The organism is Streptomyces nigrescens (assembly GCF_027626975.1).
Lineage (GTDB): Bacteria > Actinomycetota > Actinomycetes > Streptomycetales > Streptomycetaceae > Streptomyces > Streptomyces nigrescens.
Map to the genome: position 1 here is coordinate 1,915,122 of NZ_CP114203.1, position 21,898 is coordinate 1,937,019.

Sequence of the window (21,898 nt, forward strand, 5' to 3'; positions counted from 1 at the left end):
CCCGGCGGTCTCAGCCAAGGCCCTGCCAAGGCCCTCACGCCACCGACCCGATCCGCCCCACCGGCCGCCCCGTGTCGTGGTGGATGGGGGTGTGCGCGCCGGTCAGCGGGGCGCCGGTGCCGCCTCGGCGGTTGGCGACGATTTCGGCGGCGATGGACAGGGCGGTCTCCTCCGGGGTGCGGGCGCCGAGGTCGAGTCCGATGGGCGAGCGCAGGCGGTTCAGTTCGAGCTCGGTCAGGCCGACCTCCCGCAGCCGTCGCTGGCGGTCCAGGTGGGTGCGGCGCGAGCCCATCGCGCCGACGTAGGCGACCGGGAGCTTGAGCGCGCGCTCCAGCAGCGGTACATCGAACTTGGCGTCGTGGGTCAGGACGCACAGCACCGTGCGGGAGTCGAGTTGCTGGGCGTCCAGGTAGCGGTGCGGCCAGTCGACGACGATCTCGTCGGCGTCGGGGAAGCGGGTCCTGGTGGCGAAGACGGGGCGGGCGTCGCAGACCGTGACGTGGTAGTTGAGGAACTTGCCGACCCTGACCAGCGCGGCGGCGAAGTCGATGGCGCCGAAGACGATCATGCGGGGCGCGGGGACGGATGATTCGACGAGGAGGACGACGGGCTGGCCGCAGCGCGACCCGCTGCGCTGCGCGTCGTTGTCGCTGTCCGCCGGGGCCTGGTCCTCGGCGTCGAAACCGGCCTCCGCTTCCTCCCCGGGTGCGAAGCCCGTGCCGATCTCCAGGCTGGTGGTGCGCCCGGCGTCCAGCAGGGCGCGGGTCTCCTCGACCGCGGTGCGGTCCAGGGCGGGGTGGCCGCCGAGGGTGCCGGTGTGGCTGCCGTCGGCGCGCACCAGCAGGGCGTGGCCGAGGAGTCCGGCGGGGCCCTGGATGACCCGGGCGACCGCCGCCGCCTCTCCTGAGGCCGCGGCGGCCAGCCCGGCGGCGAGCGTGGCGGCGGTGCTGTCCGCCCGCTCCCCCGCGAAGCCGCCGTCGTCGGCGGTCGCGGGGGCGCCCGCCCGGACCGGCTGGACGAGGATGTCGATGACGCCGCCGCAGGTCAGGCCCACGGCGAAGGCATCCTCGTCGCTGTAGCCGAAGCGCTCCAGGACCGGTTCACCGGTCTGCAGCGCCTGTTGGCACAGTTCGTACACCGCCCCCTCCACACATCCGCCGGAGACCGACCCGATCGCCGTGCCGTCACTGTCGACGGCCAGCGCGGCCCCGGGCTGGCGGGGCGCGCTGCCGTTGGTGGCCACCACGGTGGCCACCGCGAACTCACGGCCCTGCTCGACCCACCGGTGCAGCTCTTCGGCGATGTCCAGCATGTCGGTCTCCTCACGGACGGGGGGAAGCGGGCGGGCGGTTACTTGACGCCCAGCCACTGCTCGATCGGATGGAGCGAGAAATAGACGACGAAGATGGCGGTCAGCACCCACATGAAGCCCCCGACCTCGCGCCACTTGCCCTGGGCCGCCTTGATGGCGGCGTAGGCGATGACACCGGCGCCGACGCCCGCGGTGATGCTGTAGGTGAACGGCATCAGGGCCACGGTCAGGAAGACCGGGATGGACACCGAGCGGTCGCGCCAGTCCACATGGCCGGCGGCGCTCATCATCATCGAGCCGATGACGACGAGAGCGGCCGAGGCCACCTGGGCCGGGACGAGCTGGGTGACGGGGGTGAAGAACAGGCAGGCCGCGAAGAACAGGCCGGTGATGACGGACGACAGGCCGGTACGCGCACCCTCGCCGACACCGCTCGCCGACTCGATGAACACGGTCTGACCGGACGCGCCGGTGACGCCTCCGATGGCACCGCCCGCGCCGTCCACGAACAGCGCCTTGGACAGACCCGGCATCCGGCCCTTGTCGTCGGCCAGCTTGGCCTCGGTGCCGACGCCGATGATGGTGGCCATGGCGTCGAAGAAGCCGGCCAGCACCAGGGTGAAGACGATCATGCCGACGCTCAGCGCGCCGATGGAGCCCCAGCCGCCGAACTCGACATGTCCGAAGAGACCGAAGTCGGGCATCGCGACCGCGCCGCCGTCCAGCTCCGGGGGCGTACCGCCCCAGTCCTTGGCCGTCAGCCCGCCGATCCTGGTCACGGCGATGGACAGGACGCTGCCGACGACGATGCCGATGAGGATGGCGCCGGGCACCTTGCGGGCCTGCAGCATGAAGATCAAGATCAGCGTGACACAGAAGAACAGGACCGGCCAGCCGGACAGCTGCCCGGAAAGGCCGAGGGTGACCGGGCCGCCCTCACCCTTGCCCACGAAACCGGCCTTCACCAGCCCCAGCAGCGCGACGAACATCCCGATGCCCATGGTGATCGCGTGCTTGAGCGCGAGCGGGATGGCGTTCATGATCATCTCGCGCAGTCCGGTGACCACCAGCAGACAGATGACCACGCCGTACACCACACACATGCCCATGGCCTGCGGCCAGGTCATGTTCGGGACGACCTGGGCGGTCAGCGCGGCGGAGACGTTCAGGCCGGCTGCCAGCGCCAGCGGCACCTTGCCGATGAAGCCCATCAGCAGGGTGGAGACCGCCGCGGCGAGCGCCGTCGCGGTGACCACGCCCGCATGCGCGAGAGTGTGCTTCTCCACGTCCGGTGTCGAGAGGATCAGAGGGTTGAGCAGGAGGATGTAGCACATCGCCATGAAGGTGGTGATGCCGCCGCGCACCTCTTGCGCGACCGTCGATCCTCTGTCGGATATGTGGAAGTACCGGTCGAGCCAGGAGCGGCCGGCGGGCTGGCGCGAGCCGTCGCCCGCGTCTTCCGCCGTCGTCCTCGGCTCGGTGGACTGCTGGGTCATGGTGCCTTACTCCCAAGGTTCACAGGGGCACTCGCACCAGGTGCGAGATTTGGGATGAAACTTCGGCTGCACGACCCGGGGGACGGCCCGAGACGAACGTGAGGGGTGCTGGCTCCGCCGGGGCGGAGCAGCGACTGCGTACTGCGGGGTGGTGGTCTCCGGGCGGTGCGCGGAGGAGGACGGACAGGGACACCCCTGACACGCACCGCCCGGAGGCCGGTGTCCGGGGTCGCCCCGGACGGCTCTCTATGTGCCGGTGAGGTGCTCGGGGCGCACCGGCGTCTTGTTGAGCTCCAGCCCGGTCGCGTTCCGGATCGCCGCGAGGACGGCCGGAGTGGACGACAGGGTGGGGGCCTCACCGATACCGCGCAGCCCGTACGGGGCGTGCTCGTCGGCGAGTTCGAGCACATCGACCGGGATGGTCGGCGTGTCGAGAATCGTGGGGATGAGGTAGTCCGTGAAGGAGGGGTTGCGCACCTTCGCGGTCTTGGGGTCGACGAGGATCTCCTCCATCACCGCCACGCCCAGGCCCTGGGTGGTGCCACCCTGGATCTGGCCGACGACGGACAGCGGGTTGAGCGCCTTGCCGACGTCCTGGGCGCAGGCCAGTTCGATGACCTTGACCAGGCCGAGTTCGGTGTCCACCTCGACGACCGCGCGGTGGGCGGCGAAGGAGTACTGGACATGGCCGTGGCCCTGGCCGGTGACCAGGTCGAAGGCCTCGGTCGGCCGGTGCCGCCACTCGGCCTCGATCTCGACGGCCTCGCCCTCCAGGACGTCCACCAGGTCGGCGAGGACCTCGCCGCCGTCGGTGACGACCTTGCCGCCCTCCAGGAGGAGTTCGGCGGTGGCCCACGCCGGGTGGTACGTGCCCATCTTGCGGCGGCCCAGCTCCAGGACCTTCTCGCGGACGAGCTCGCAGGAGTGCTTGACCGCGCCGCCGGTGACGTACGTCTGACGGGAGGCCGACGTCGAACCGGCGCTGCCCACCTGGGTGTCGGCGGGGTGGATCGTCACCTGGGTGACACCGAGCTCGGTGCGGGCGATCTGCGCGTGGACGGTGACACCGCCCTGGCCGACCTCCGCCATCGCGGTGTGCACGGTGGCGACCGGCTCGCCGCCGATGACCTCCATGCGCACCTTGGCGGTGGAGTAGTCGTCGAAACCCTCGGAGAAGCCGACGTTCTTGATGCCGACCGCGTAGCCGACACCACGGACGACGCCTTCGCCGTGGGTGGTGTTCGACAGGCCGCCGGGCAGCTGACGGACGTCGGCGCCCTCGCTGGACTCCCACTGGCGCTCCGGCGGCAGCGGGCGGGCCTTGACGCGGCGCAGGATCTCGGCGACCGGGGCCGGCGAGTCGACCGGCTGCCCGGTCGGCATGATCGTGCCCTGCTCCATGGCGTTGAGCTGGCGCAGCTCGACCGGGTCCAGGCCCAACTTGGCCGCCAGCTTGTCCATTTGTGCCTCGTAAGCGAAGCACGCCTGGACCGCGCCGAAGCCGCGCATGGCGCCGCAGGGCGGGTTGTTGGTGTAGAGCGCGACGGCCTCGATGTCGACGTCGTCGATCACGTACGGACCCACCGCCAGCGAGGCGGCGTTGCCGACCACTGCCGGGGACGCGGAGGCATAGGCACCGCCGTCCAGCACGATCCGGCACTTCATGTGCGTGATCTTGCCGTCCTTGGTGGCGCCGTGCTCGTACCAGAGCTTCGCCGGGTGCCGGTGGACGTGGCCGAAGAAGGACTCGAAACGGTTGTAGACGATCTTGACCGGCTTGTTGGTGCGCAGCGCCAGCAGGCAGGCGTGGATCTGCATCGACAGGTCCTCGCGCCCGCCGAAGGCGCCGCCGACGCCGGAGAGCGTCATCCGGACCTTCTCCTCGGGCAGGCCGAGGACCGGGGCGATCTGGCGGAGGTCGGAGTGCAGCCACTGGGTGGCGATGTAGAGGTCCACCCCGCCGTCCTCTGCGGGCACCGCGAGGCCGGACTCCGGGCCGAGGAAGGCCTGGTCCTGCATGCCGAAGACATACTCGCCGGAGACGATGACATCGGCCTTCTTGGCGGCCGCGCCGGCATCACCGCGGACGATCGGCTGACGGTGGACGATGTTGGGGTGCGCCACGTGCCCGGCGTGGTGGTCGTCGCGGCCCTCGTGGAGCAACGGCGCGCCGTCGGCGGTCGCGGAGGCCTCGTCGGTGACGACGGGCAGTTCCCTGTAGTCGATCTTGATCTTGGCAGCCGCGCGCCGCGCCGTCTCCGGGTGGTCGGCGGCGACCAGGGCCACCGGCTCACCGTGGTGGCGGACCTTGCCGTGCGCGAGAACCGGGGTGTCCTGGATCTCCAGGCCGTAGTTCTTGATCGACGTGGGCAGGTCGTCGTAGGTCAGCACGGCGTAGACGCCGGACTGCGCGAGCGCCTCGGAGGTGTCGATGGAGACGATCTCGGCGTGCGCGACGGTGGAGCGGAGCGTGAAGCCCCACAGCATGTCCTCGTGCCACATGTCCGAGGAGTACGCGAACTCGCCGGTGACCTTCAGCGTGCCGTCGGGGCGCAGAGTGGACTCGCCGATGCCGCCCTTGGTCTGCGAACCCTGGGTGATCTTGGTCGGGGTGCCGGTGGTTCCCATGGTCAGACCACCTCTTCCTGGCCCTGACGGGCGGCCGCGAGCCGTACCGCGTCCAGGATCTTCTCGTAGCCGGTGCAGCGGCAGAGGTTGCCGGAGAGCGCCTCGCGGATGTCCGCGTCGGTCGGCTGCGGGTTGTGCTCCAGCATCTCGTCGGCGGCGACCAGGAGGCCGGGCGTGCAGAAGCCGCACTGGACGGCGCCCGCGTCGATGAACGCCTGCTGGATCGGGGAGAGTTCACCGCCCTCACCGGTCTGCGAGTCGGTGCCCTTGGCCTGCCACTGCTGCGCGGCCTGCAGGGAGGTGCCACAGGCGCCAGAGGGACAGCCCGCGCCGGGGTGGGCGTCCTCGCGGTGCTTGGCGTAATCGGCCAGGCCCTCGACCGTGACCACCTCGCGGCCCTCGACCTGACCCGCGGCGACCAGACAGGAGCACACCGGCACACCGTCCAGCCGGACCGTGCAGGAACCGCATTCGCCCTGCTCACAGGCGTTCTTGGAGCCCGGCAGGCCCATCCGCTCCCGGAGGACGTACAGCAGGCTCTCGCCTTCCCAGACGTCGTCGGCCTCCTGGCGGCGGCCGTTGACGGTGAATGTCACGCGCACTGTGCGCTCCTCTCGTTGCCCCGGTAGGACTCCCAGGTCCAGCCGAGGGTGCGGCGCGCCATGATGCCGACCGCGTGCCGGCGGTAGGTGGCGCTGCCGCGCACATCGTCGATCGGGTTGCAGGCGCCGGAGGCGAGCTGCGCGAACTGCTTGGCGACGGACGGCGGGATGGGGTTGCCGGACTCCCAGAAGCCGCCCTCGTCCAGCGCCGCGGTGAGGAACTCCTCGGCCTCACGGGCCCGTACGGGGGTGGGCGCGGCGGAGCCGATGCCGGTGCGCACCGTGCGGGTCCCGGGGTGCAGCGCGATACCGAAGGCGCACACCGCGATCACCATGGCGTTACGGGTGCCGACCTTGGAGAACTGCTGCGGTCCGTCGGCCTTCGGCAGATGCACCGACCGGATCAGCTCGTCGGGCTCCATGGCGTTGCGCTTGACGCCCACGTAGAAGTCGTCGACCGGGATCATCCGGCGGCCGCGTACGGACTCGACCTCGACCTCCCCGCCCGAGGCGAGCAGCGCGGGGTGCGCGTCACCGGCCGGGGAGGCGGTGCCGAGGTTGCCGCCGACGCCCCCGCGGTTGCGGATCTGCGGGGAGGCGACGGTGTGCGACGCCAGGGCCAGGCCCGGGAGTTCGGCCCGCAGATGCTCCATGATCTGGGTGTAGGGGACGGAGGCGCCCAGGCGTACGGTCTTCTCGCCGACCTCCCACTCGCTCAGGTCACCGATGCGGTTCAGGTCGAGCAGGTACTCGGGGCGCCGGTGGTCGAAGTTGATCTCGACCATCACATCCGTGCCGCCCGCGATGGGCACAGCGGTAGGGTGCTCTGCCTTGGCGGCGAGCGCCTCCTCCCAGCTGGCGGGGCGAAGGAAGTCCATGGTTGGCCTCTTCTACGAAATCGGTCGTTCGTTACTCATGGTGAGGACGCTGCGCTCACATCGCCATGGAGCCGTTCATGTCTCGTTAACGGTTGAGGCTTAGTGAACGCGCCCCTGACCCGCCCGGTGCAGTCACCGAAACCATGAAGCGGTTGGCTGGCCAAGCCACCTGTCTTGTAGATTCGAACGAAAGACGAGGCTCTGAAACCTCGCGGCATTCCACCGGCAACACCAGACAGCAAAGAACGGCGGGCGAGGTCATGCGGCTCCGCGCACTCCTGGACACCCCATCCCTGGGCCTTCGGCTGCTCGGGGGCGAGGACGAGCTGGACCGCACCGTACGCGGCGTGATGACCACCGACCTGCGCGACCCCAGCCGCTACCTCTCCGGCGGCGAACTGGTGCTGACGGGTCTGGCCTGGCGCCGCGCGCCCGAGGACTCCGAGCGGTTCGTCCGCATCCTGGCCGCCGCCGGGGTCGCCGGGCTCGCCGCGGGCGAGGCGGAGCTGGGCTCGGTCCCGGACGACCTGGTGGCGGCCTGTGTCCGGCACCGGCTGCCGCTGTTCTCGGTCGTCGAGGACGTCTCGTTCGCCTCCATCACCGAGCATGTCGTCCGCCAGGTCTCCAGCGAACGGGCCGGTGACCTCGCGGCCGTGGTGGACCGTCACCGGCGTCTGATGACCTCGGGCCCCACCGGCGGCGGCCCGGAGGTGGTCCTGGACCTGCTCGGCTCAGACCTGGACCTGCGGGCCTGGGTGCTCTCCCCCACCGGCCGGCAGATCGCCGGTTCGACGCTGGCCGGTGCCGGACCCGAGCTGTCCGCCGGGACGGCCGCCCGGCTCGCGGGCGAGCATCTGGCGGCCGCCCGCAGCGGACGCCGCGGCCCGCACCGCGTCACGATCGAGGCGGCCGGCGCACCGGGAGGCGCCACGTTCTCGCTGTTCCCGATCCGCCACGACGGCCGTGACCTGCGCCAGACGCTGCTCAGCGACTGGCTGCTGGCCGTCGAGGCGGACGCCGGCGACTGGCCCGAGGAGCGCCTCGACCTGCTGCACGGTGTCACCCAGCTGATCGCCGTGGAACGCGACCGGCGCGACGCGGCCCGTACGGTCCGCCGCCGGCTCGCCCAGGAGGTGCTGGAGCTCGTCCAGACCGGCGCGCCGCCCGCCGAGATCGCCGCCCGGCTGCGGGTGGCCGCCCCGGTGCTGCTGCCCGGGCTGGGCACCGCGCCGCACTGGCAGATCGTGGTGGCCCGGGTCGAGTGGGAGGACGGCGACGTCCCCGGCGGCCCGGTGGCACAGAGCCTGCTGGAGGAGATGCTGGTCGACCCGGGCACCTTCGGTCCGGAGCCCTCCGACCGGATCGCCGTGGCCCACACCGGCGACGAGGCGGTGGCGCTGGTGCCGCTGCCCGTCCCGGACGAGCCCGGGGACGCCTCGGCGGCCGGTCTGCACGCCGATGAGCTGCTCTCCGTCGTCCAGGAGCCGCTCGGCCGCGGTCTGGCGGACGACGGGCGGCTGACGGTCGGCGTGAGCGCCTCGGTGCACTCGGCGGAGGGGCTGCGCGGCGCGCTGGAGGAGGCCCGGCACGCCCGCCGGGTCGCCGCCGCCCGTCCGGGCCGGGTCTGCGCCGCCGGCCACGAGGAGCTGGCCTCGCATGTGCTGCTGCTGCCGTTCGTGCCGGACGACGTCCGCCGGGCCTTCACCGCCCGCCTCCTGGACCCGCTGCGCGACTACGACCGCCGGCATCGCGCCGAACTGATCCCCACGCTGGAGGCGTTCCTGGACTGCGACGGCTCCTGGACCCGCTGCGCCACCCGCCTCCACCTGCACGTCAACACGCTCCGCTACCGGGTGGGCCGGATCGAGCAGCTCACCGGCCGCGATCTGGCCCGCCTGGAGGACAAGCTCGACTTCTTCCTCGCGCTGCGGATGAGCTGACGGCGAGCGACGGGTGGCGTCGGCCGGCGCGGCGGGGCGCCACAGGTCCCGCCCCGGGTGCCGGAGGCGTGCGCCCGCGGGTTCCGCCGGCGGGTTCGACACGGCCGGCCCGGACTGCGCCGTTCGGGGTCATCCGATCGGGCGGCATCGCGTCCACGGCGTCCGGGCGCCGGCCGGGCGCGCCGCGCCCCGGCGCATCCGATCAGCGCCGCGCCCCCCGTCAGACCCGTGCCCCGAGTGATTGTGAAAACTTTCACCCGCCCCCTTGGCCCCGCTACGGAATCCGTGCTGAGATTCGCCCACGGTCTCCAATTTCCAGCTCAATGGCGCGCTCGGGGAGGGCAATGTGGCGGATACCGCCATGTCAGGATCCGCGGATCCCGTGGATCCGGTCAGTTCTGCGGATCCGGTACCGCTCGCGGTACCGGCACCCGCATCCGCACCGGAGGCAGCGGCACACGGCACGGTCGAGGGGGACACTCCCCTCGACCGTGCCGTTTGGCGTCTGCGCTCCCGCGGCTGCTGGGAGGACGCGGCCGCGCTGCTGGAGCCACACTCCGTCCATCACGCCCCGTCCGCGCTGCGTCGCGCCGCGCTTCTGGTGGAGCGCTGCATGTTCACGGCCACCGGCTGGGCCGCGGCGGAGGACGCGCTGCGCGCCGCCGAGGCACTGGCGCATGACGACGACGAGCGGGGCGGCGCGGCCTGCGAGCGGGGCCATCTCGCCTACGCCGCCACGGTTTTGAGCGTCCGCGACCGGGCCGACGAGGCGCGGTCGGCGCTCGGCCGGGCCGCCGCGCTGCTGGCGCCCACCGCGCCCGGCCGCCCGCTGCTGGACTTCCGCCGCGGGCTGATGGCCGAGCATGTCGCCGACAGCCCGGACGCGGCGCGCGCCGCCTACCGCCGTGCGCACGCCGGCGCCACCGCACACGGCGACACCCTGCTGCTGTCCTTCACCTGGCGCCATCTGGCCGGGCTGGCGCTGCGCGACGGCGAACTGGCGGAGGCCCGGCACGGTTTCGCCGAGTCCCTGCGGATCCGCGAGGAGCTGGGCTTCCTCATCGGCACGGCACCGGCCCTCGCGGCGCTGGCCGACGCCGTCCCGGACACCGACGCACCCCGGCTGCGCGCCGAGGCCGCCCGGCTGTTCCGCCTCATGGGCGGCGTCCCCACCTGGCTCGCCGACCATCTCTCCGCCGCCGTCACGGCGACCTAGGGACGTCTCCCCCGGGAAACCGCTCGCGCACCACGGCCAACCACCCGCCTGCTGCGGGTGGTTGGCCGTCGCCCGTTCGGCGCCTCCTTTGCCGCTCCGCCCCTCCCCGTCAACCCCCCGTAGTCGGCCATGCCCGCCCGCGCCGCGATTGGCTGGATCTGGACGGTCCCCGCGGCGGATCGGCCGGGGCGTGGTGGTTGCGGTACGCCCCAACGGTCGACGAGCCGGGCGAACCATGAGGTGGGACCATGGGCGGAGGCAGGGGGCAGTGGTGTTCCATCACGCCCCACTGGCCCCGAGAATGGCCGCAAGTCGCACTGTGAGGCGGCGGCAGGGACTTGGATGCTGGTCCGGGACCAGCCGAGACCCTCACCCACTGGCACAGCCTTTACAGGAGGCCATAGATGACAGCAGGAGTGACGAACACAACCGCTGGAACCGACTGGGGCAAGGCAGATTTCGAGGCGATTTACAACTGCCCGGATCCCCGTCGGTACTTCACCACACTGCACCCCCTGGACTACCAGATTCCGCACCACGGCCAAGCGGTCTTCCGCGCCGTGGCCGAGACCCTCCAACGGCACCGGAGCGACCGCCCGCCACTGAACGTCGTCGACCTGTGCTGCTCGTACGGGGTCAACGCCGCTCTGCTCAACCACCGGCTGTCCCTCTCCGACCTCTACGGCCGCTACGCCGCGCCCGGTCCGGGCATGCCGACCACCGGCCAACTCATCGAAGAGGACCGCACGTTCTTCGCCACCCGGCGGCGCGCCGAACCCTTCCGGATCACCGGCATCGACTCGGCGGACCGCGCGGTCGGCTATGCCCGGTCCGTCGGCCTCCTCGACCACGGCTTCGCGGAGAACCTGGAACTCGACGAGCCGAGCCCGGAGCTGCGGCGGGTCCTGTCCGGCACCGACCTGATCACCGTCACCGGCGGCGTCGGCTACATCACCGCGCGTACCTTCGGCCACCTCGTCGACAATGTGTCCGCACCGCCCTGGGTCGCCGCGTTCGTGCTGCGTACGGTGTCCTACCAGCCCGTCTCCGCGCTGCTGGCCCGTGCCGGCCTGGTGACGGAGAAGCTCACCACCCGTACGTTCCGGCAGCGCCGGTTCGCCGACGGCAACGAACGGCGGGCGACCTTCGACGCCCTGGCCGGCCTCGGCCTGTCCACCGCGGGCAAGGAATCCGACGGCTTCTACCACGCCGAGCTCTATCTCTCCCGGCCCGCCGCCGATGTCGCGGCACTGCCACTGGAGGAACTGCTCCCCGACTGAGCCGCACGAGAGGCCCCAGGGCCTGTCCCGCGGCCCCGGCCCCGGCCGCGGTCCGCCGGACAGGCCCAGGGCGTGTCGTTCGGATCAGCGAGCCCGCCATGATCCGAACGACACGCCCTAATGCGGATGCCGCGCCGCCGAGACATGCTCGCGCGCGATCCGCTCGACGACCGCGTACTCCTGGGCCACCAGGGCGTCGAGCAGCGCCGTGTGCTCGGAGGCGTCGGCCAGCAGCTCGGCCGTACGCAACCGGGAGCCGCCGACCGGCCACTGGGTGCGGCGCAGCAGATCGCCGGCCACCTCGGTCAGCCGGCGGTTGCCGGTGAGCGACATCAGGGCGACGTGGAAGGCGTGGTCGGCCTCGGCATAGCCGACCCGGTCCCCGCGGGCGGCGGCCGCCACACCCGCCGCGGCGAGCGGGCGCAGCTCCTCCCAGCGCTCCGGTGCCAGCGCCCGCGCCAGCCGGACGATCGCGGGCACCTCCAGCATCCCCCGGACCTCGGCCAGCTCGGCGAGCTCACGGGAGCTGCACTCGGCGACCCGGAAGCCGCGGTTGGGCACGACCTCGACGGCGCCTTCGCCCGCGAGCTGCTGCATGGCCTCACGGACCGGGGTCGCGGAGACGCCGTAGCGCTCGGCGAGCGCGGGGGCGGAGTAGACCTCGCCCGGGGTCAGCTCCCCGCCGACCAGCGCATGACGCAGCGCGGCCAGCACCTGGCCGCGGACGGAGTGCCGCCGGGGCGCGGCAGGTCCGGGCTGCGCGGGTACCCACGCCCGCGCGACCGGCTCCTGTTCCGCTGTGCCCTGTTCCATGACGGATCCTCCTGACGTATCCCAGCACCATAGGCGGCGCGGGCCACAGTACAAATCCGTCTCCCGGTCCCGGAACCTCGCCGGTCCGGCGGGACTGACGCCGATCGCGCGCGGGTAAAGTCTTCGAATAAGGTAAGGCTTACCTGTTAACGATCGCGATTCGGTGGTCTCCCCATGACTTCTGCTCTCGCCGCCCCGGCCTCGACCCACCCGGTCGCCGAGTCCTACGCCCGGCTCGCCGAGGCATTTCCCGGTCTGCAGGTGACCACCTGGGATGCGGCACCACCCAGCGGCGACGGCTGGGTCTGCGCGGCCGGGCTCGCGGCCGGCGGCGAGGCCCTCGATGCCTTTCTCTCCTGGGACGACGCACAGATCCTGCGGGACTACGGACAGCGGGGCCGGCCGGACGTGGTCGCGAGCTTCGCGCTGCACCGCTACGCCTGGCCCGCCTGCCTGCTGATCACCGTCCCCTGGTTCCTGCACCGCCGGGTCCCGCGACTGCCCGTACAGGACGTCTCCTTCCAGCGCGAACTGGGCCGGATGGCAGTGCGCATCAGCTCGTTCGCCTGCCTCCCGGACGATCCGGCGGCAACGCTGCCCGGTGCACGGGTCGTTCCGGACGAGGAGGCGCTGCGCGCGGAGGTCCGGGCGGCGGTGGCCGCGCACCTCGGGCCCGTCCTGGAGGGTTTCCGTACCCGGATGCGGCGCGGGCCGCGGGCGCTGTGGGGGATGGCGTCCGACGAGGTCGTCGAGGGCCTCTGGTATGTGGCGCAGCTGCTGGGCGAGGAGCCGCGTGCGATGGCCGCCTTGGAGCGCCTGCTGCCGGGCGCCACCGCTCCCTACGTCGGGAGCGCGGGATTCCGTGCGCTGACCGGCCCCTGCGGCGAGGCCCTGCCGACCCGGGACCGCGCCAGCTGCTGCATGTTCTACACCCTGCGCCCCGAGGACACCTGCGTCACCTGCCCCCGCACCCGCGACGAGGACCGCGTCAAGCGCCTCACGACAACCGCCTGACACCCAAGTTGCCGGCGCCGGCAGGCTGTTGCTTCCAGCTCAGCGCCCGAGCGGCAGCAGGGAACCGGCTCGCTTCACCGTGCGGAGGACGGGGGCCGTCTCCAGCGTGTGGATCGCGTCCAACGAGGCGATCCTCTCGGTCAGGTACCGCGCGAGGTCGAGGGAGCTGCGGCAGTTGACGGCCGCGAGCAGATTGGTCGGCCCGGTGGTCTGGGCCACGAGTGAGACTTCGGGATGGCGGGCCATCGCGGAGGCCACAGCGGTGAGCCGGGAGGGCCGCACCGACATCCACAGGCGGGCCTCGGAACGGAAGCCGAGTGCGGCCGGCGAGATGTCGACGAGGAAGGTGAGCACGCCGGCTCGGCGCAAGGTGGTGAGCCTCCGCCTGACGGTCGACTCGGACCATCCGGTCGCGGCGGCGAGTTCGGTGCAGCTCGCCCGTCCGTCCTGTGACAGGAGGTCGAAGAGCGAGCGGTCCGCGGGCCCCAGGGAGATGTCGCTGTCGTCGGTGGGTGGCGGGGTGAGCGGCGCGGCCTGTTCAGGGGTGAGGCGGGCGGGCCCGGCCCAGTTGTTGGGCAGGGCGTAGTGGCCGAGCAGGAGGTGGGCGGAGACGGAGGTGATGCGGCTGGTTCGGGGGAGCTTGTGCAGCAGCAGCGCTTCACTCTCGTCCGCGGTGGGTGTCTGGACGCTGCACGAGATCTCGGTGCCGCCGGAGAGCAGGTGGACGTAGGAGGTATCGGGGCGGCCGGCGAGGGCCTTGGCGATGGCGGTTGCCGCGTCCGGAGGGCACTGCAGCCGGATGGTCCAGGCGTGGTGGCCGAGGCGGGCGCCATTGAGGGTGCCGACCACACGGAGGACGCCGGCGGTGCGAAGGCGGCGGTAGCGGCGGGCGACAGTGTTCTCGGAGACCCCGAGGACTTCGCCGATGAGCCGGAACGGGGCGCGGCCATCGATCTGCAGGGCATGCACCAGCCCCGCATCGACGTCATCCAAGGTGACAGCATCCGTCTTCATCAGGGATGAGTGTGCCAGCATCCGCCGCACACAGCGGGCCAGATGGTGGGGACGAGGGGTTGTTCCCGACCGTGAGAGGCAACCGACAAACTCTTCGGAGGAAGCCTCATGCGCAAGTGGTGGCCACTGGTGGCCGTCTGTCTCGGCACTTTCCTGTTCCTGCTCGACACCACCGTGTTGTCCGTCGTCCTGCCCGGCACGGGGGAGGAGTTGGACGCCTCGCTGTCCGCTCTGCAGTGGGTGGCCAACATCTACACACTGGTCCTGGCCGTACTGATGCTCACGATGGGGGCACTGGTGGACCGGCTCGGCGCGCGCACGGTGTACGTCGTCGGCCTGGCGGTCTTCGGCATCGCCTCGCTGGTCTGCGGTCTGGCCCCCGACGCGGGTGTACTGATCGCAGCCCGCGGGGTGCAGGGCATCGGCGGCGCGGCGATGGCGGTGACCACGTTCGCTCTGATCGGCTCCGTCTACCGGGGCCCCGACATGGGACGGGCGATGGGTATCTTCGGCGCGGTGACGGGCCTGGCCGCTGCCGTGGGGCCGATGCTGGGCGGCGTCCTCACCCAGTACCTCAGCTGGCGGGCGGTCTTCTTCCTCAACCTTCCGCTCGTCGCCGTCACCGTCGCGCTGTCCCTGCGGGTCCTGGCCGCGGGGCGGCCGGGCACCGGGAGGCGTATCGACCTGCCGGGCATGGCCGCCTTCGCCGCGTGCGCGGGCTCGCTCACCTACGCCCTGACACTGGCCGCCGACGAGGGCTGGACCTCCCCCGCAGCGCTGGGGCTGCTGACGCTCGCCACCCTCTCCCTTGTCGTCTTCACCCGCATCGAACTCCGCAGCGGTGCGCCGTTGTTGGACGTGAGGCTGTTCTCCCGGGCGTCCTTCTCGGGGGTGATGATGTGCGTGGCCGCCTCCACCGCGGCGTTCGCGGCGCTCGTCTACACCTCGGTATGGCTGCAGTCGGGACTCGGCCTGGGGCCGGTACGCGCCGGCCTCGCCCTCATGCCCCTCGCCCTGGCCTCCTTCGCCACCTCCCTGATCAGCGGACGCAGGCTGCACGGAAGGTCCCCGCGCGCGATCCTCGCCACGGGCCTGCTGCTGAGCGGGATCGGCTGTGCGCTGCAGGCAGGGCTGGACGCGGACTCATCCGCCGGCTCCCTTGCGGCAGGGCTGGCCCTCACCGGCATCGGCGTGGGGCTGATGGGGCCTGCCATGGGAGCCGCGGTCTTCGCGGCGCTCCCGCCCGAGCGGGGAGGGATGGCCGCCGGCGCCATGACCACTTTCCGGCAGCTGGGACAGACCCTCGGCGTCGCGGCCTTCGGCCTGCTGTTCCAGCACCACGGTGGCGCCATGTCCGAGGGCCTGAACCGGGTCCTGATCGCTGCCGCAGCGACCGGGATCATCGGCTCCGCCCTCGCCTGCGCCTTCGTACCCAAACCGGCGGCGGCGAAGGCTACGGGCACCCGCCCCCGGAACCTGACCGGGTCCCGGTGATCCTCCCCCCTGCGAGCCGCTTCGTCAGGCGGCCCGCAGGGGGTGGTCACCCGCCGGACCCGGTGCCGATATACCGGGATCCAATTTGAAAATGATTTCCATAACCGTATTCTGAGGGTGCGGCCCCAAGGCCGTAAACCCGAGCCTCGACACCCCCCATGGACAGGTATGCACGAACGACGACCACAGCCGCACGGGATCGACACCTACACGGTCCGCCCGGCCGAACCCCAGGACTGCGACGGCGCGCGCAGCGTCATGCTGGACACCTTCTACCGCGAATTCGACTACGGATATGTGCCCGCATGGCACTCCGACGTCATCGACATCCAGGGCACATACCTGGACCACCCGCGCCATCAACTGATCGTCGCCCTGTCGGACGGTGAAGTGGTGGCCACCACCGGACTACTGTCCCGCGGACCGGCCCATCCCCCGCACCCCCGATGGCTGGCCGAGCGCTACGCCTCCGCGGCACAGCTCGTACGCGTCTACGTCCGGCCCGGGCACAGGCGGCACGGGCTCGCCCGCGCCATGGTGCGGAGGGCCTGCGAATTCGCCGCCGCCACGGCGGGATACGACTGCGTCTACCTCCACACCAACGTCAACATCCCCGGTGCACAGGGCTTCTGGAACAGCATCGCCAAGCAGGTTTTCGACGCCAGGCCCACCGGCGAACACGGAGCCGGCTTCGGCACCGTGCACTTCGAGATCCCGCTGCCCGGCTGACGACCGGAGACCCACCCTCGAATACGACTCCGCATCCAGCGGTACCGCGATCACAGCGCGTCGGCTGATGTCAGTCACAAACCGTGGCTGACATGACGCGGTTGATGAGAGCCCTGCCGTTCGCGTCCCACATCAGCGCGGTGACCATGGAGCACTGGACATACCTCCCGTTGCTGTTCTCGTACTTCAGAGGGCCCGCGTACCGGCTGTAGGTACCTTCATCGACCTTGCAGGTCGCACCGGTCTTGTTGGGGCACAGCTTGAGCTTCATGTGCTTCGCACTGCCGGTGTTGTTGTCGAACAGCACACAGACACCGGACGACCCCGTGGTGAACTTCGTGTAGGCGAACAGAGTTCCAAACCGTCTCGCGTCCGGAAGCCGCTCGGCGTAGTCCAGCTTGTAGCCGCTGCCGCAGAGCGTTGCGGTCGCTGCGACGGCATCCGGGTCCGCTTCAGCGATCGCACGAGTCCGGGCATCTTTGGCCCCCTCCTCGGACAGCAGGACGCCGGTGCCGGCGATGCCCGGGCCGCTCGACGGGGAGTCCTGGGCCGTCGCTTGAGGAGCCGTGAGGAGCGCCAGAGCGAGTGCCACTCCGGCGGCGGTGGCACGTATGACGTTACGCATGAGAAAGCCACTTCCTTCTTCGTGAGAACGCCCTACCCAGGAAGAACAATCCGGGTATCACCGGGCACAGTGAAGTTGCGTCTGGAAGATGCGCGATGAGCCTGGCCGTTCGAGCCGAATGACGGCACAGAACTCCTCGCGGGAGCAATACCGCGCGCACCGCGATCAGTTACATCCCCGCTCCGACTGAAGAGAGTCGGCGCCATTCCGGTGCGGCCTCGGCGCGACCCCGGCAGCACCGAACAGGGCTGCGAGTGGCCGCGCTCAGGCACAGTAGCCCACAGGTACCAGCGATGAACAGAGAGACCTCAGGCCTTATGTCTGAAATATCAGCCTTGAAGGGTGAGTCTCCCGATTTCTTGACTCAATTGCTGCGCCATGGCCGAGACATGCAGGCCTATCTGCAGCAAGAGTGACTGCAATCCAGCCGGTTTGGCCGGATCCCACATACGGAGAGCGCGGTTCAGCGGCAAGCCGCAGAGAACGGTTGACTGTCCGGGACGCATGGGATGAGATGCGTGCACTCCTCAGCCGGCAACGGCCGGCAGCCCGTGCCTTGCACTGTGCTTTTTTTTGGGGAGACCTTTCCGGCGAGGGGCCGGCGCCGGCGGAACGGCTGTGCCTTCGCAGCCGAATGACTGGGGGAAGTCATGCCATACACATTCACCAGGAGCTCGGGTTTCCGTGCGGTCATCCGCTATGCGACGCGGGTGCCCTAGCCGGGTTCGCCGGGCCAACGTGGCGCAATATCCCGCGTGTTGGCGTGAGTGGCTCAGATCAGAACGCCTGGAGGCGCCCGCGTGACAGGCGCGCCCGCCAAACCGGAAACCACTTCGCCTTGCCGATGCGCAGGCCATGCCCTCCATTGAGGCCGACTCACCAAGTCCTCGTCGAGTGACGCCAGGTTTGCTCCTACGCGCCGTCCCGCTCAGAACGCACGCCGTCAGTATCTGAGCAATTCCGCTTCCCTGATGGGCAATTCATGGGACCGGTGCATGGTTCGGGCGCCTCACTCGGCACCCTCACCGTCGCGGTGCCACGCTCATCCGCGACCGGTCCCCGCGCACCCACCACCGTCGCCGCCGCGGCCGCACTCGCCCTGCCCACCGGCTTGGCCGCCGGCCTCTACCCGGCCCGGCGAGAGCCACAGCCTGGCCTGTCGAGGCACTGCGGCGCCGGCATCAATACCGCAATACCGCCCGTCGCCCAACCGGGCTGCGGGCTCGCCCCGGAGTATCCCCACGAGAGGAATCAGCTGTGGCGGACGAGCAAGTTCTCAGAGCTCAGAAGTGGGTGAACTCCCACTACGGCAGTGTTGCGGGCTACATTCGCTGCCCCGAGGACGGCCGGACCGGATGGGGGACCATGACCTCCCTTGTCATGGCACTCCAGCACGAACTCGGTATCAGCCCGGTCGTGGCCTCGTTCGGTCCCACCACGTATGCGAAGTTCGCCGCCCTCGGGGACATCGGTTTCGAGTGGGACAAGAACCGCAACCTTGTCTCCGTCCTTGAGTACGCCCTGTGGTGCAAGGGCTACTGGGCCGTAGAGCCCGGAAGCGAGGGCTGGTTCACCGGCGTCACCCGTGATGCCGTCAAGAAGCTTCGCGGGAACATGGGCATCGGCGGCGAAGGCGTCATCAACGCCCCGATCGCCAAGGCCCTTTTCAACATGGACGCCTACGTCGTCGTGGCCGGCGGCACCGACGGAATCCGCTCGATCCAGCAGTGGCTCAACGGCCGCTATTGGACCCGCAGCGCCTACAACATCGGCCCCACCGACGGCATCTACTCCCGAGATGTCCAGAAGTCGCTGATGATCGCCCTCCAGTACGAGTTGGGCATCTCCGCGCCGACCGGCAACTTCGGCCCCGCCACCCAGGAAGGCCTGAAGTCCCACACCCTTGCCCCTGGCGACTCCGGGGTCTTCGTCCAACTCTTCTCTGCCGCATGCGTCTTCAATTCTCCGACCTACAGCCAGGAGGGCGACCCGGTCCTCACGACTTGGCGGTCCACCTACGACTCCGGCAGTTCAAGTCTCGCCGCATGGGTCAAGATCTTCCAGAAGTTCAACAAGCTGACCGACAACGGCAATGGCGACTATGCGACATGGGCCCAGCTCTTGGTCTCCATGGGAGACCCCGACCGCCCGGCGACCGGATCGGACACCCGGTACGAAATCACTGGCTCTCGCGCCAAATGGCTGCACGACCACGGGTATCGGTTCGTCGGGCGCTACATCTATGACCCGCCCGGCTCAACCCTCGACAAAGAGATCAAGCCGGGCGAGCTGGAAACCCTCTTCAGCAACGGCCTCAAGGTCTTCCCGATCTACCAGGACAACGCCCGCAAACTCACAGACTTCTCCTACAGCTCCGGCTACCAGCACGGGCTGAACGCACACAAACACGCCTCCGACTACGGATTCAACCGAGGTACCACCATCTACTTCGCCGTCGATTACGACGCGACCGGCGAAGAGATTCACAGCGCCATCGTTCCGTATTTCCACGGCGTGCAGGCCGCTCTCGCCAGCCAGGGCAAGAAATACACGCACGGGGTGTACGGATCCCGGAACGTTTGCAGCACCGTCAGCAACGAGACGTTCGCCCGCTTCTCCTTCGTCTCCGGCATGTCCTGGGGGTTCTCCGGGAATCTCGGCTTCCCCATCCCCAGAAACTGGGCGTTCAACCAGATCAAGGAATTCAAGGTCACCAACGGCTCCGATACGTTCGACCTGGACCGCGATGTGGTCTCCGGGATCGACCACGGCGTCTCCTCGGTGAACGACAAAGGTGGACCGGCGGACGGCTTCATCGCCTACGTCCAGCAGCTGTACGACCTGGCCGGCTCATACGGAGCCAGCGGCCAGAAGCGCAGCCAGCTCGTCATGGAGTACCTCCGCCACCGCGAGTACGGCAACAAGGGAACGGCCAACAAGCTCGGTTGGTGGTACCTCATCGGCTCGTACGACTCCGGGTTCGTCGAGTACTGCGACTCCAAGGGCATGAGCATCAGGAAGTCCTTCACCGACCCCTTCACCGGCTACCAACTCGGTGCCGAGCACATGATGGCCACGGCGAACGCGCACCTCCTCACGGATCAGCCGGGCAACAAGAAGGCCGCCAACGGCGGGGATGTCGGTGGCTGGGCCGGCGATCTGATGACGTTCTGGGCCGACTGGCGCAACTCCGAAGAGCAGTATGCGAATCCGCTGCAGTTCGCCCACGCCAAGCTCGCAGTCCCCGGCGTCGCATCGACCTTCAGCTTCAACGACCTGATCGAGGACGCCGACGGGTACCACCTCGCCCGGGCCGTGCGTGGCAACAAATCCATCGTCGACGCCATGAAGGACCACTACAACGGTGGCGGCGGCCTGCGACGCTTCAACAACTACTTCGCCCAGAGGTGGGGCAACGCCACGGACTGCAAGACCTCCGCCCACAACGCCCTGACTTCGCTGGACAAAACCCTCTCAGCCGCGCAGCTCTACCTCATCACCGGTTCCGGAGCCGTGCAGCCCGCGGACTACCAGAACCTCCCCGGCGGGAGCGAAAAGCTCAGCAGTTTCGAACAAGGCTTCGTCGACGCTCTGCTGGCCCGCATGGGTATGGAGAAGCGCAACCTGTCCCGGTACCGCGCGAACCACGAAAAGTACCTCAAGGCGGCCCGCGCCCGCTCCGCTCGATGACAACGGATAGAACATCGGCATGAAAGAAGCCTCGACCCTCGCCGTCGCAGTGATCCTCGCCGCATGGCTGGTGTGGAACCTGTGGAACCTCTTCCCACTCGCCATCGGCCTGCGAAACGGATCATGGCGGCGCGCGATGTGGTGGACGCGCTTGTGCTCCGTCTCGCTCTGCGCCGGCCTCGCATCGTGGGTCCGCGGAGTGTTCGGGGGAGGTCTCAACGTCCGCGAAACCTGCCTGTTCGTCCACCACGAGCGCTACGACGCAAAGTACTGGAACTCCCATGCCGAGGAGTTCCGGAGAATCTTCCCGCTGCACAACAAGTGCCATGCGCAATACGACTTGGTCCCCGCATGGATCAATCCGGCCATCATGACCTGCGCCCTCATTTCCTTGGCCGCCATGACGGTCCTCCTGTGGTTCGGCACCACACATCTCACCCGCTTGCTCAGAAAGGAGAACCAGTCATGAACCAGACTGGCCTGTCAAGACGCCGGTTCATAGGCGCCAGTTCCGGCTTTGCGGCTGCCGCGACACTGGTCAACCTCGGTGCAGCCCATGGCGCTTCAGCCGATACCCACGCGTGGAAGGGCCCGGTATCCAAGAACAGGTGGCCCGTCCTGGACGAGGCGACCAGCTTCACCATCGAAGGCAGCGGCCAGAAGGTCTCACTCGCCGAGGGGGACGCCGCCACAGTCCTCCTCAACGTGGCCCGCCGATTCCACTACGAGATCGACTCCCTGCGCGCCGGCGACGTTCACGGCTGGACGAGCGACCGTAAGGTGACCGAGGCGTACGAGTCGAACTATCTGTCCGGCAGCGCGATAGCGATCCGCCCCGTGGGGTACCCGGTCGGCGCAAAAGGCAATTTATACCCGAACGAACTGGTCGTCATCCGGGACATCCTCGCTGAACTCGACGGCGCCGTCGCGTGGGGCGGTGACTTCACCACACCGAAGGAATCTCACTTCGAGATCGCGCTCAGGCCCGGTCATCCCCGCTTGAAGGGTGTGGCGCGCAAGATCCGCGGGTGGGACAGCGGCCCGGGCGACGAGGGCGCAGGGGCAATCGACGCCTTCGACCCGAAGCGCCGAAGCGCTGCGCAGGCGTTTGCTCGGCGGGCGTCATAAGAGCTTGTGACACGTCGGCCCGACGAGCTCCTGCACGAT

17 protein-coding genes are annotated in these 21,898 nt (G+C 69.8%); 9 read left to right on the forward strand and 8 right to left on the reverse strand.

Annotated elements, in window-relative coordinates:
• Positions 1 to 34: 34 nt before the first annotated feature.
• The 5 genes from STRNI_RS08690 to STRNI_RS08710 all read right to left on the reverse strand — a co-directional run bounded on the left by STRNI_RS08690 (position 35) and on the right by STRNI_RS08710 (position 6,916).
• Complete coding sequence (locus STRNI_RS08690) at positions 35 to 1,312, reverse strand: XdhC family protein (protein ID WP_159485432.1); 1,278 nt, start codon at positions 1,310 to 1,312, stop codon at positions 35 to 37.
• 38 nt (positions 1,313 to 1,350) lie between these two features.
• The gene (locus STRNI_RS08695) at positions 1,351 to 2,808 is read right to left on the reverse strand and encodes an NCS2 family permease (RefSeq protein ID WP_018089058.1); all 1,458 of its coding nucleotides are present in this window, start codon (positions 2,806 to 2,808) and stop codon (positions 1,351 to 1,353) included.
• Between the two features lie 246 nt (positions 2,809 to 3,054).
• The gene (locus tag STRNI_RS08700) at positions 3,055 to 5,436 is read right to left on the reverse strand and encodes a xanthine dehydrogenase family protein molybdopterin-binding subunit (RefSeq protein WP_277410875.1); all 2,382 of its coding nucleotides are present in this window, start codon (positions 5,434 to 5,436) and stop codon (positions 3,055 to 3,057) included.
• Positions 5,437 to 5,438: 2 nt separating this feature from the next.
• Positions 5,439 to 6,038 (reverse strand): (2Fe-2S)-binding protein, encoded by a 600-nt coding sequence (locus STRNI_RS08705; protein ID WP_018089056.1) that lies wholly within the window; start codon positions 6,036 to 6,038, stop codon positions 5,439 to 5,441.
• Positions 6,029 to 6,916 (reverse strand): FAD binding domain-containing protein, encoded by an 888-nt coding sequence (locus STRNI_RS08710; protein WP_159485436.1) that lies wholly within the window; start codon positions 6,914 to 6,916, stop codon positions 6,029 to 6,031. The genes STRNI_RS08705 and STRNI_RS08710 overlap by 10 nt, the downstream gene beginning before the upstream one ends.
• A 260-nt stretch (positions 6,917 to 7,176) precedes the next feature.
• On the opposite strand from STRNI_RS08710, the gene STRNI_RS08715 reads away from it, so the two are divergent.
• From STRNI_RS08715 to STRNI_RS08725, 3 genes are all read left to right on the forward strand, one after another.
• Positions 7,177 to 8,856: a PucR family transcriptional regulator gene (locus tag STRNI_RS08715; RefSeq protein ID WP_093648626.1), complete on the forward strand. Its 1,680-nt coding sequence runs from the start codon at positions 7,177 to 7,179 to the stop codon at positions 8,854 to 8,856.
• 361 nt (positions 8,857 to 9,217) lie between these two features.
• Positions 9,218 to 10,072 (forward strand): hypothetical protein, encoded by an 855-nt coding sequence (locus STRNI_RS08720; RefSeq protein ID WP_229838422.1) that lies wholly within the window; start codon positions 9,218 to 9,220, stop codon positions 10,070 to 10,072.
• A 404-nt stretch (positions 10,073 to 10,476) separates the two neighbouring features.
• Positions 10,477 to 11,352, forward strand: coding sequence for a hypothetical protein (locus STRNI_RS08725; protein WP_371874792.1), 876 nt, complete (start codon positions 10,477 to 10,479; stop codon positions 11,350 to 11,352).
• Between the two features lie 117 nt (positions 11,353 to 11,469).
• Here STRNI_RS08725 and STRNI_RS08730 read toward each other — a convergent pair whose 3' ends face one another.
• Positions 11,470 to 12,165, reverse strand: coding sequence for a GntR family transcriptional regulator (locus STRNI_RS08730; RefSeq protein WP_277410876.1), 696 nt, complete (start codon positions 12,163 to 12,165; stop codon positions 11,470 to 11,472).
• Between the two features lie 174 nt (positions 12,166 to 12,339).
• Here STRNI_RS08730 and STRNI_RS08735 point away from each other — a divergent pair, with 174 nt between their 5' ends.
• Positions 12,340 to 13,179 carry a (2Fe-2S)-binding protein gene (locus STRNI_RS08735; RefSeq protein ID WP_266443366.1) on the forward strand — a complete coding sequence of 280 codons (840 nt, stop codon included), beginning with the start codon at positions 12,340 to 12,342 and terminating at the stop codon, positions 13,177 to 13,179.
• A gap of 39 nt (positions 13,180 to 13,218) precedes the next feature.
• Here STRNI_RS08735 and STRNI_RS08740 read toward each other — a convergent pair whose 3' ends face one another.
• On the reverse strand, positions 13,219 to 14,193 hold the full coding sequence (locus tag STRNI_RS08740; protein ID WP_018089049.1) for an Lrp/AsnC family transcriptional regulator: 975 nt from the start codon (positions 14,191 to 14,193) through the stop codon (positions 13,219 to 13,221).
• A gap of 108 nt (positions 14,194 to 14,301) precedes the next feature.
• On the opposite strand from STRNI_RS08740, the gene STRNI_RS08745 reads away from it, so the two are divergent.
• Positions 14,302 to 15,687 (forward strand): MFS transporter, encoded by a 1,386-nt coding sequence (locus STRNI_RS08745; RefSeq protein ID WP_277410877.1) that lies wholly within the window; start codon positions 14,302 to 14,304, stop codon positions 15,685 to 15,687.
• A 168-nt stretch (positions 15,688 to 15,855) separates the two neighbouring features.
• A complete protein-coding gene (locus tag STRNI_RS08750; protein ID WP_159485444.1) occupies positions 15,856 to 16,416 on the forward strand; it encodes a GNAT family N-acetyltransferase in 561 nt (186 codons plus the stop codon).
• Between the two features lie 70 nt (positions 16,417 to 16,486).
• On the opposite strand, the gene STRNI_RS08755 is transcribed toward STRNI_RS08750, so the two are convergent.
• Entirely contained in the window at positions 16,487 to 17,041 is a 555-nt protein-coding gene (locus tag STRNI_RS08755) for a hypothetical protein (RefSeq protein ID WP_274738736.1), read from the reverse strand.
• 1,365 nt (positions 17,042 to 18,406) lie between these two features.
• On the opposite strand from STRNI_RS08755, the gene STRNI_RS08760 reads away from it, so the two are divergent.
• From STRNI_RS08760 to STRNI_RS08770, 3 genes are read left to right on the forward strand one after another with little or no spacing between them, the layout of a single operon-like run.
• Positions 18,407 to 20,731 carry a glycoside hydrolase domain-containing protein gene (locus STRNI_RS08760; RefSeq protein WP_266443376.1) on the forward strand — a complete coding sequence of 775 codons (2,325 nt, stop codon included), beginning with the start codon at positions 18,407 to 18,409 and terminating at the stop codon, positions 20,729 to 20,731.
• A 19-nt stretch (positions 20,732 to 20,750) separates the two neighbouring features.
• The gene (locus STRNI_RS08765) at positions 20,751 to 21,200 is read left to right on the forward strand and encodes a hypothetical protein (protein ID WP_159485448.1); all 450 of its coding nucleotides are present in this window, start codon (positions 20,751 to 20,753) and stop codon (positions 21,198 to 21,200) included.
• Complete coding sequence (locus STRNI_RS08770) at positions 21,197 to 21,859, forward strand: hypothetical protein (protein ID WP_159485450.1); 663 nt, start codon at positions 21,197 to 21,199, stop codon at positions 21,857 to 21,859. The genes STRNI_RS08765 and STRNI_RS08770 overlap by 4 nt, the downstream gene beginning before the upstream one ends.
• Positions 21,860 to 21,898: the final 39 nt, after the last annotated feature.

Coding starts and splice junctions, on each gene's coding strand:
- STRNI_RS08690 (WP_159485432.1), bottom strand. CDS start 1,312: ATGCTGGACATCGCCGAAGAGCTGCACCGGTGGGTCGAGCAGGGCCGT.
- STRNI_RS08695 (WP_018089058.1), bottom strand. CDS start 2,808: ATGACCCAGCAGTCCACCGAGCCGAGGACGACGGCGGAAGACGCGGGC.
- STRNI_RS08700 (WP_277410875.1), bottom strand. CDS start 5,436: ATGGGAACCACCGGCACCCCGACCAAGATCACCCAGGGTTCGCAGACC.
- STRNI_RS08710 (WP_159485436.1), bottom strand. CDS start 6,916: ATGGACTTCCTTCGCCCCGCCAGCTGGGAGGAGGCGCTCGCCGCCAAG.
- STRNI_RS08715 (WP_093648626.1), top strand. CDS start 7,177: ATGCGGCTCCGCGCACTCCTGGACACCCCATCCCTGGGCCTTCGGCTG.
- STRNI_RS08720 (WP_229838422.1), top strand. CDS start 9,218: ATGTCAGGATCCGCGGATCCCGTGGATCCGGTCAGTTCTGCGGATCCG.
- STRNI_RS08725 (WP_371874792.1), top strand. CDS start 10,477: ATGACAGCAGGAGTGACGAACACAACCGCTGGAACCGACTGGGGCAAG.
- STRNI_RS08730 (WP_277410876.1), bottom strand. CDS start 12,165: ATGGAACAGGGCACAGCGGAACAGGAGCCGGTCGCGCGGGCGTGGGTA.
- STRNI_RS08735 (WP_266443366.1), top strand. CDS start 12,340: ATGACTTCTGCTCTCGCCGCCCCGGCCTCGACCCACCCGGTCGCCGAG.
- STRNI_RS08740 (WP_018089049.1), bottom strand. CDS start 14,193: ATGAAGACGGATGCTGTCACCTTGGATGACGTCGATGCGGGGCTGGTG.
- STRNI_RS08745 (WP_277410877.1), top strand. CDS start 14,302: ATGCGCAAGTGGTGGCCACTGGTGGCCGTCTGTCTCGGCACTTTCCTG.
- STRNI_RS08750 (WP_159485444.1), top strand. CDS start 15,856: ATGCACGAACGACGACCACAGCCGCACGGGATCGACACCTACACGGTC.
- STRNI_RS08755 (WP_274738736.1), bottom strand. CDS start 17,041: ATGCGTAACGTCATACGTGCCACCGCCGCCGGAGTGGCACTCGCTCTG.
- STRNI_RS08760 (WP_266443376.1), top strand. CDS start 18,407: ATGACCTCCCTTGTCATGGCACTCCAGCACGAACTCGGTATCAGCCCG.
- STRNI_RS08765 (WP_159485448.1), top strand. CDS start 20,751: ATGAAAGAAGCCTCGACCCTCGCCGTCGCAGTGATCCTCGCCGCATGG.
- STRNI_RS08770 (WP_159485450.1), top strand. CDS start 21,197: ATGAACCAGACTGGCCTGTCAAGACGCCGGTTCATAGGCGCCAGTTCC.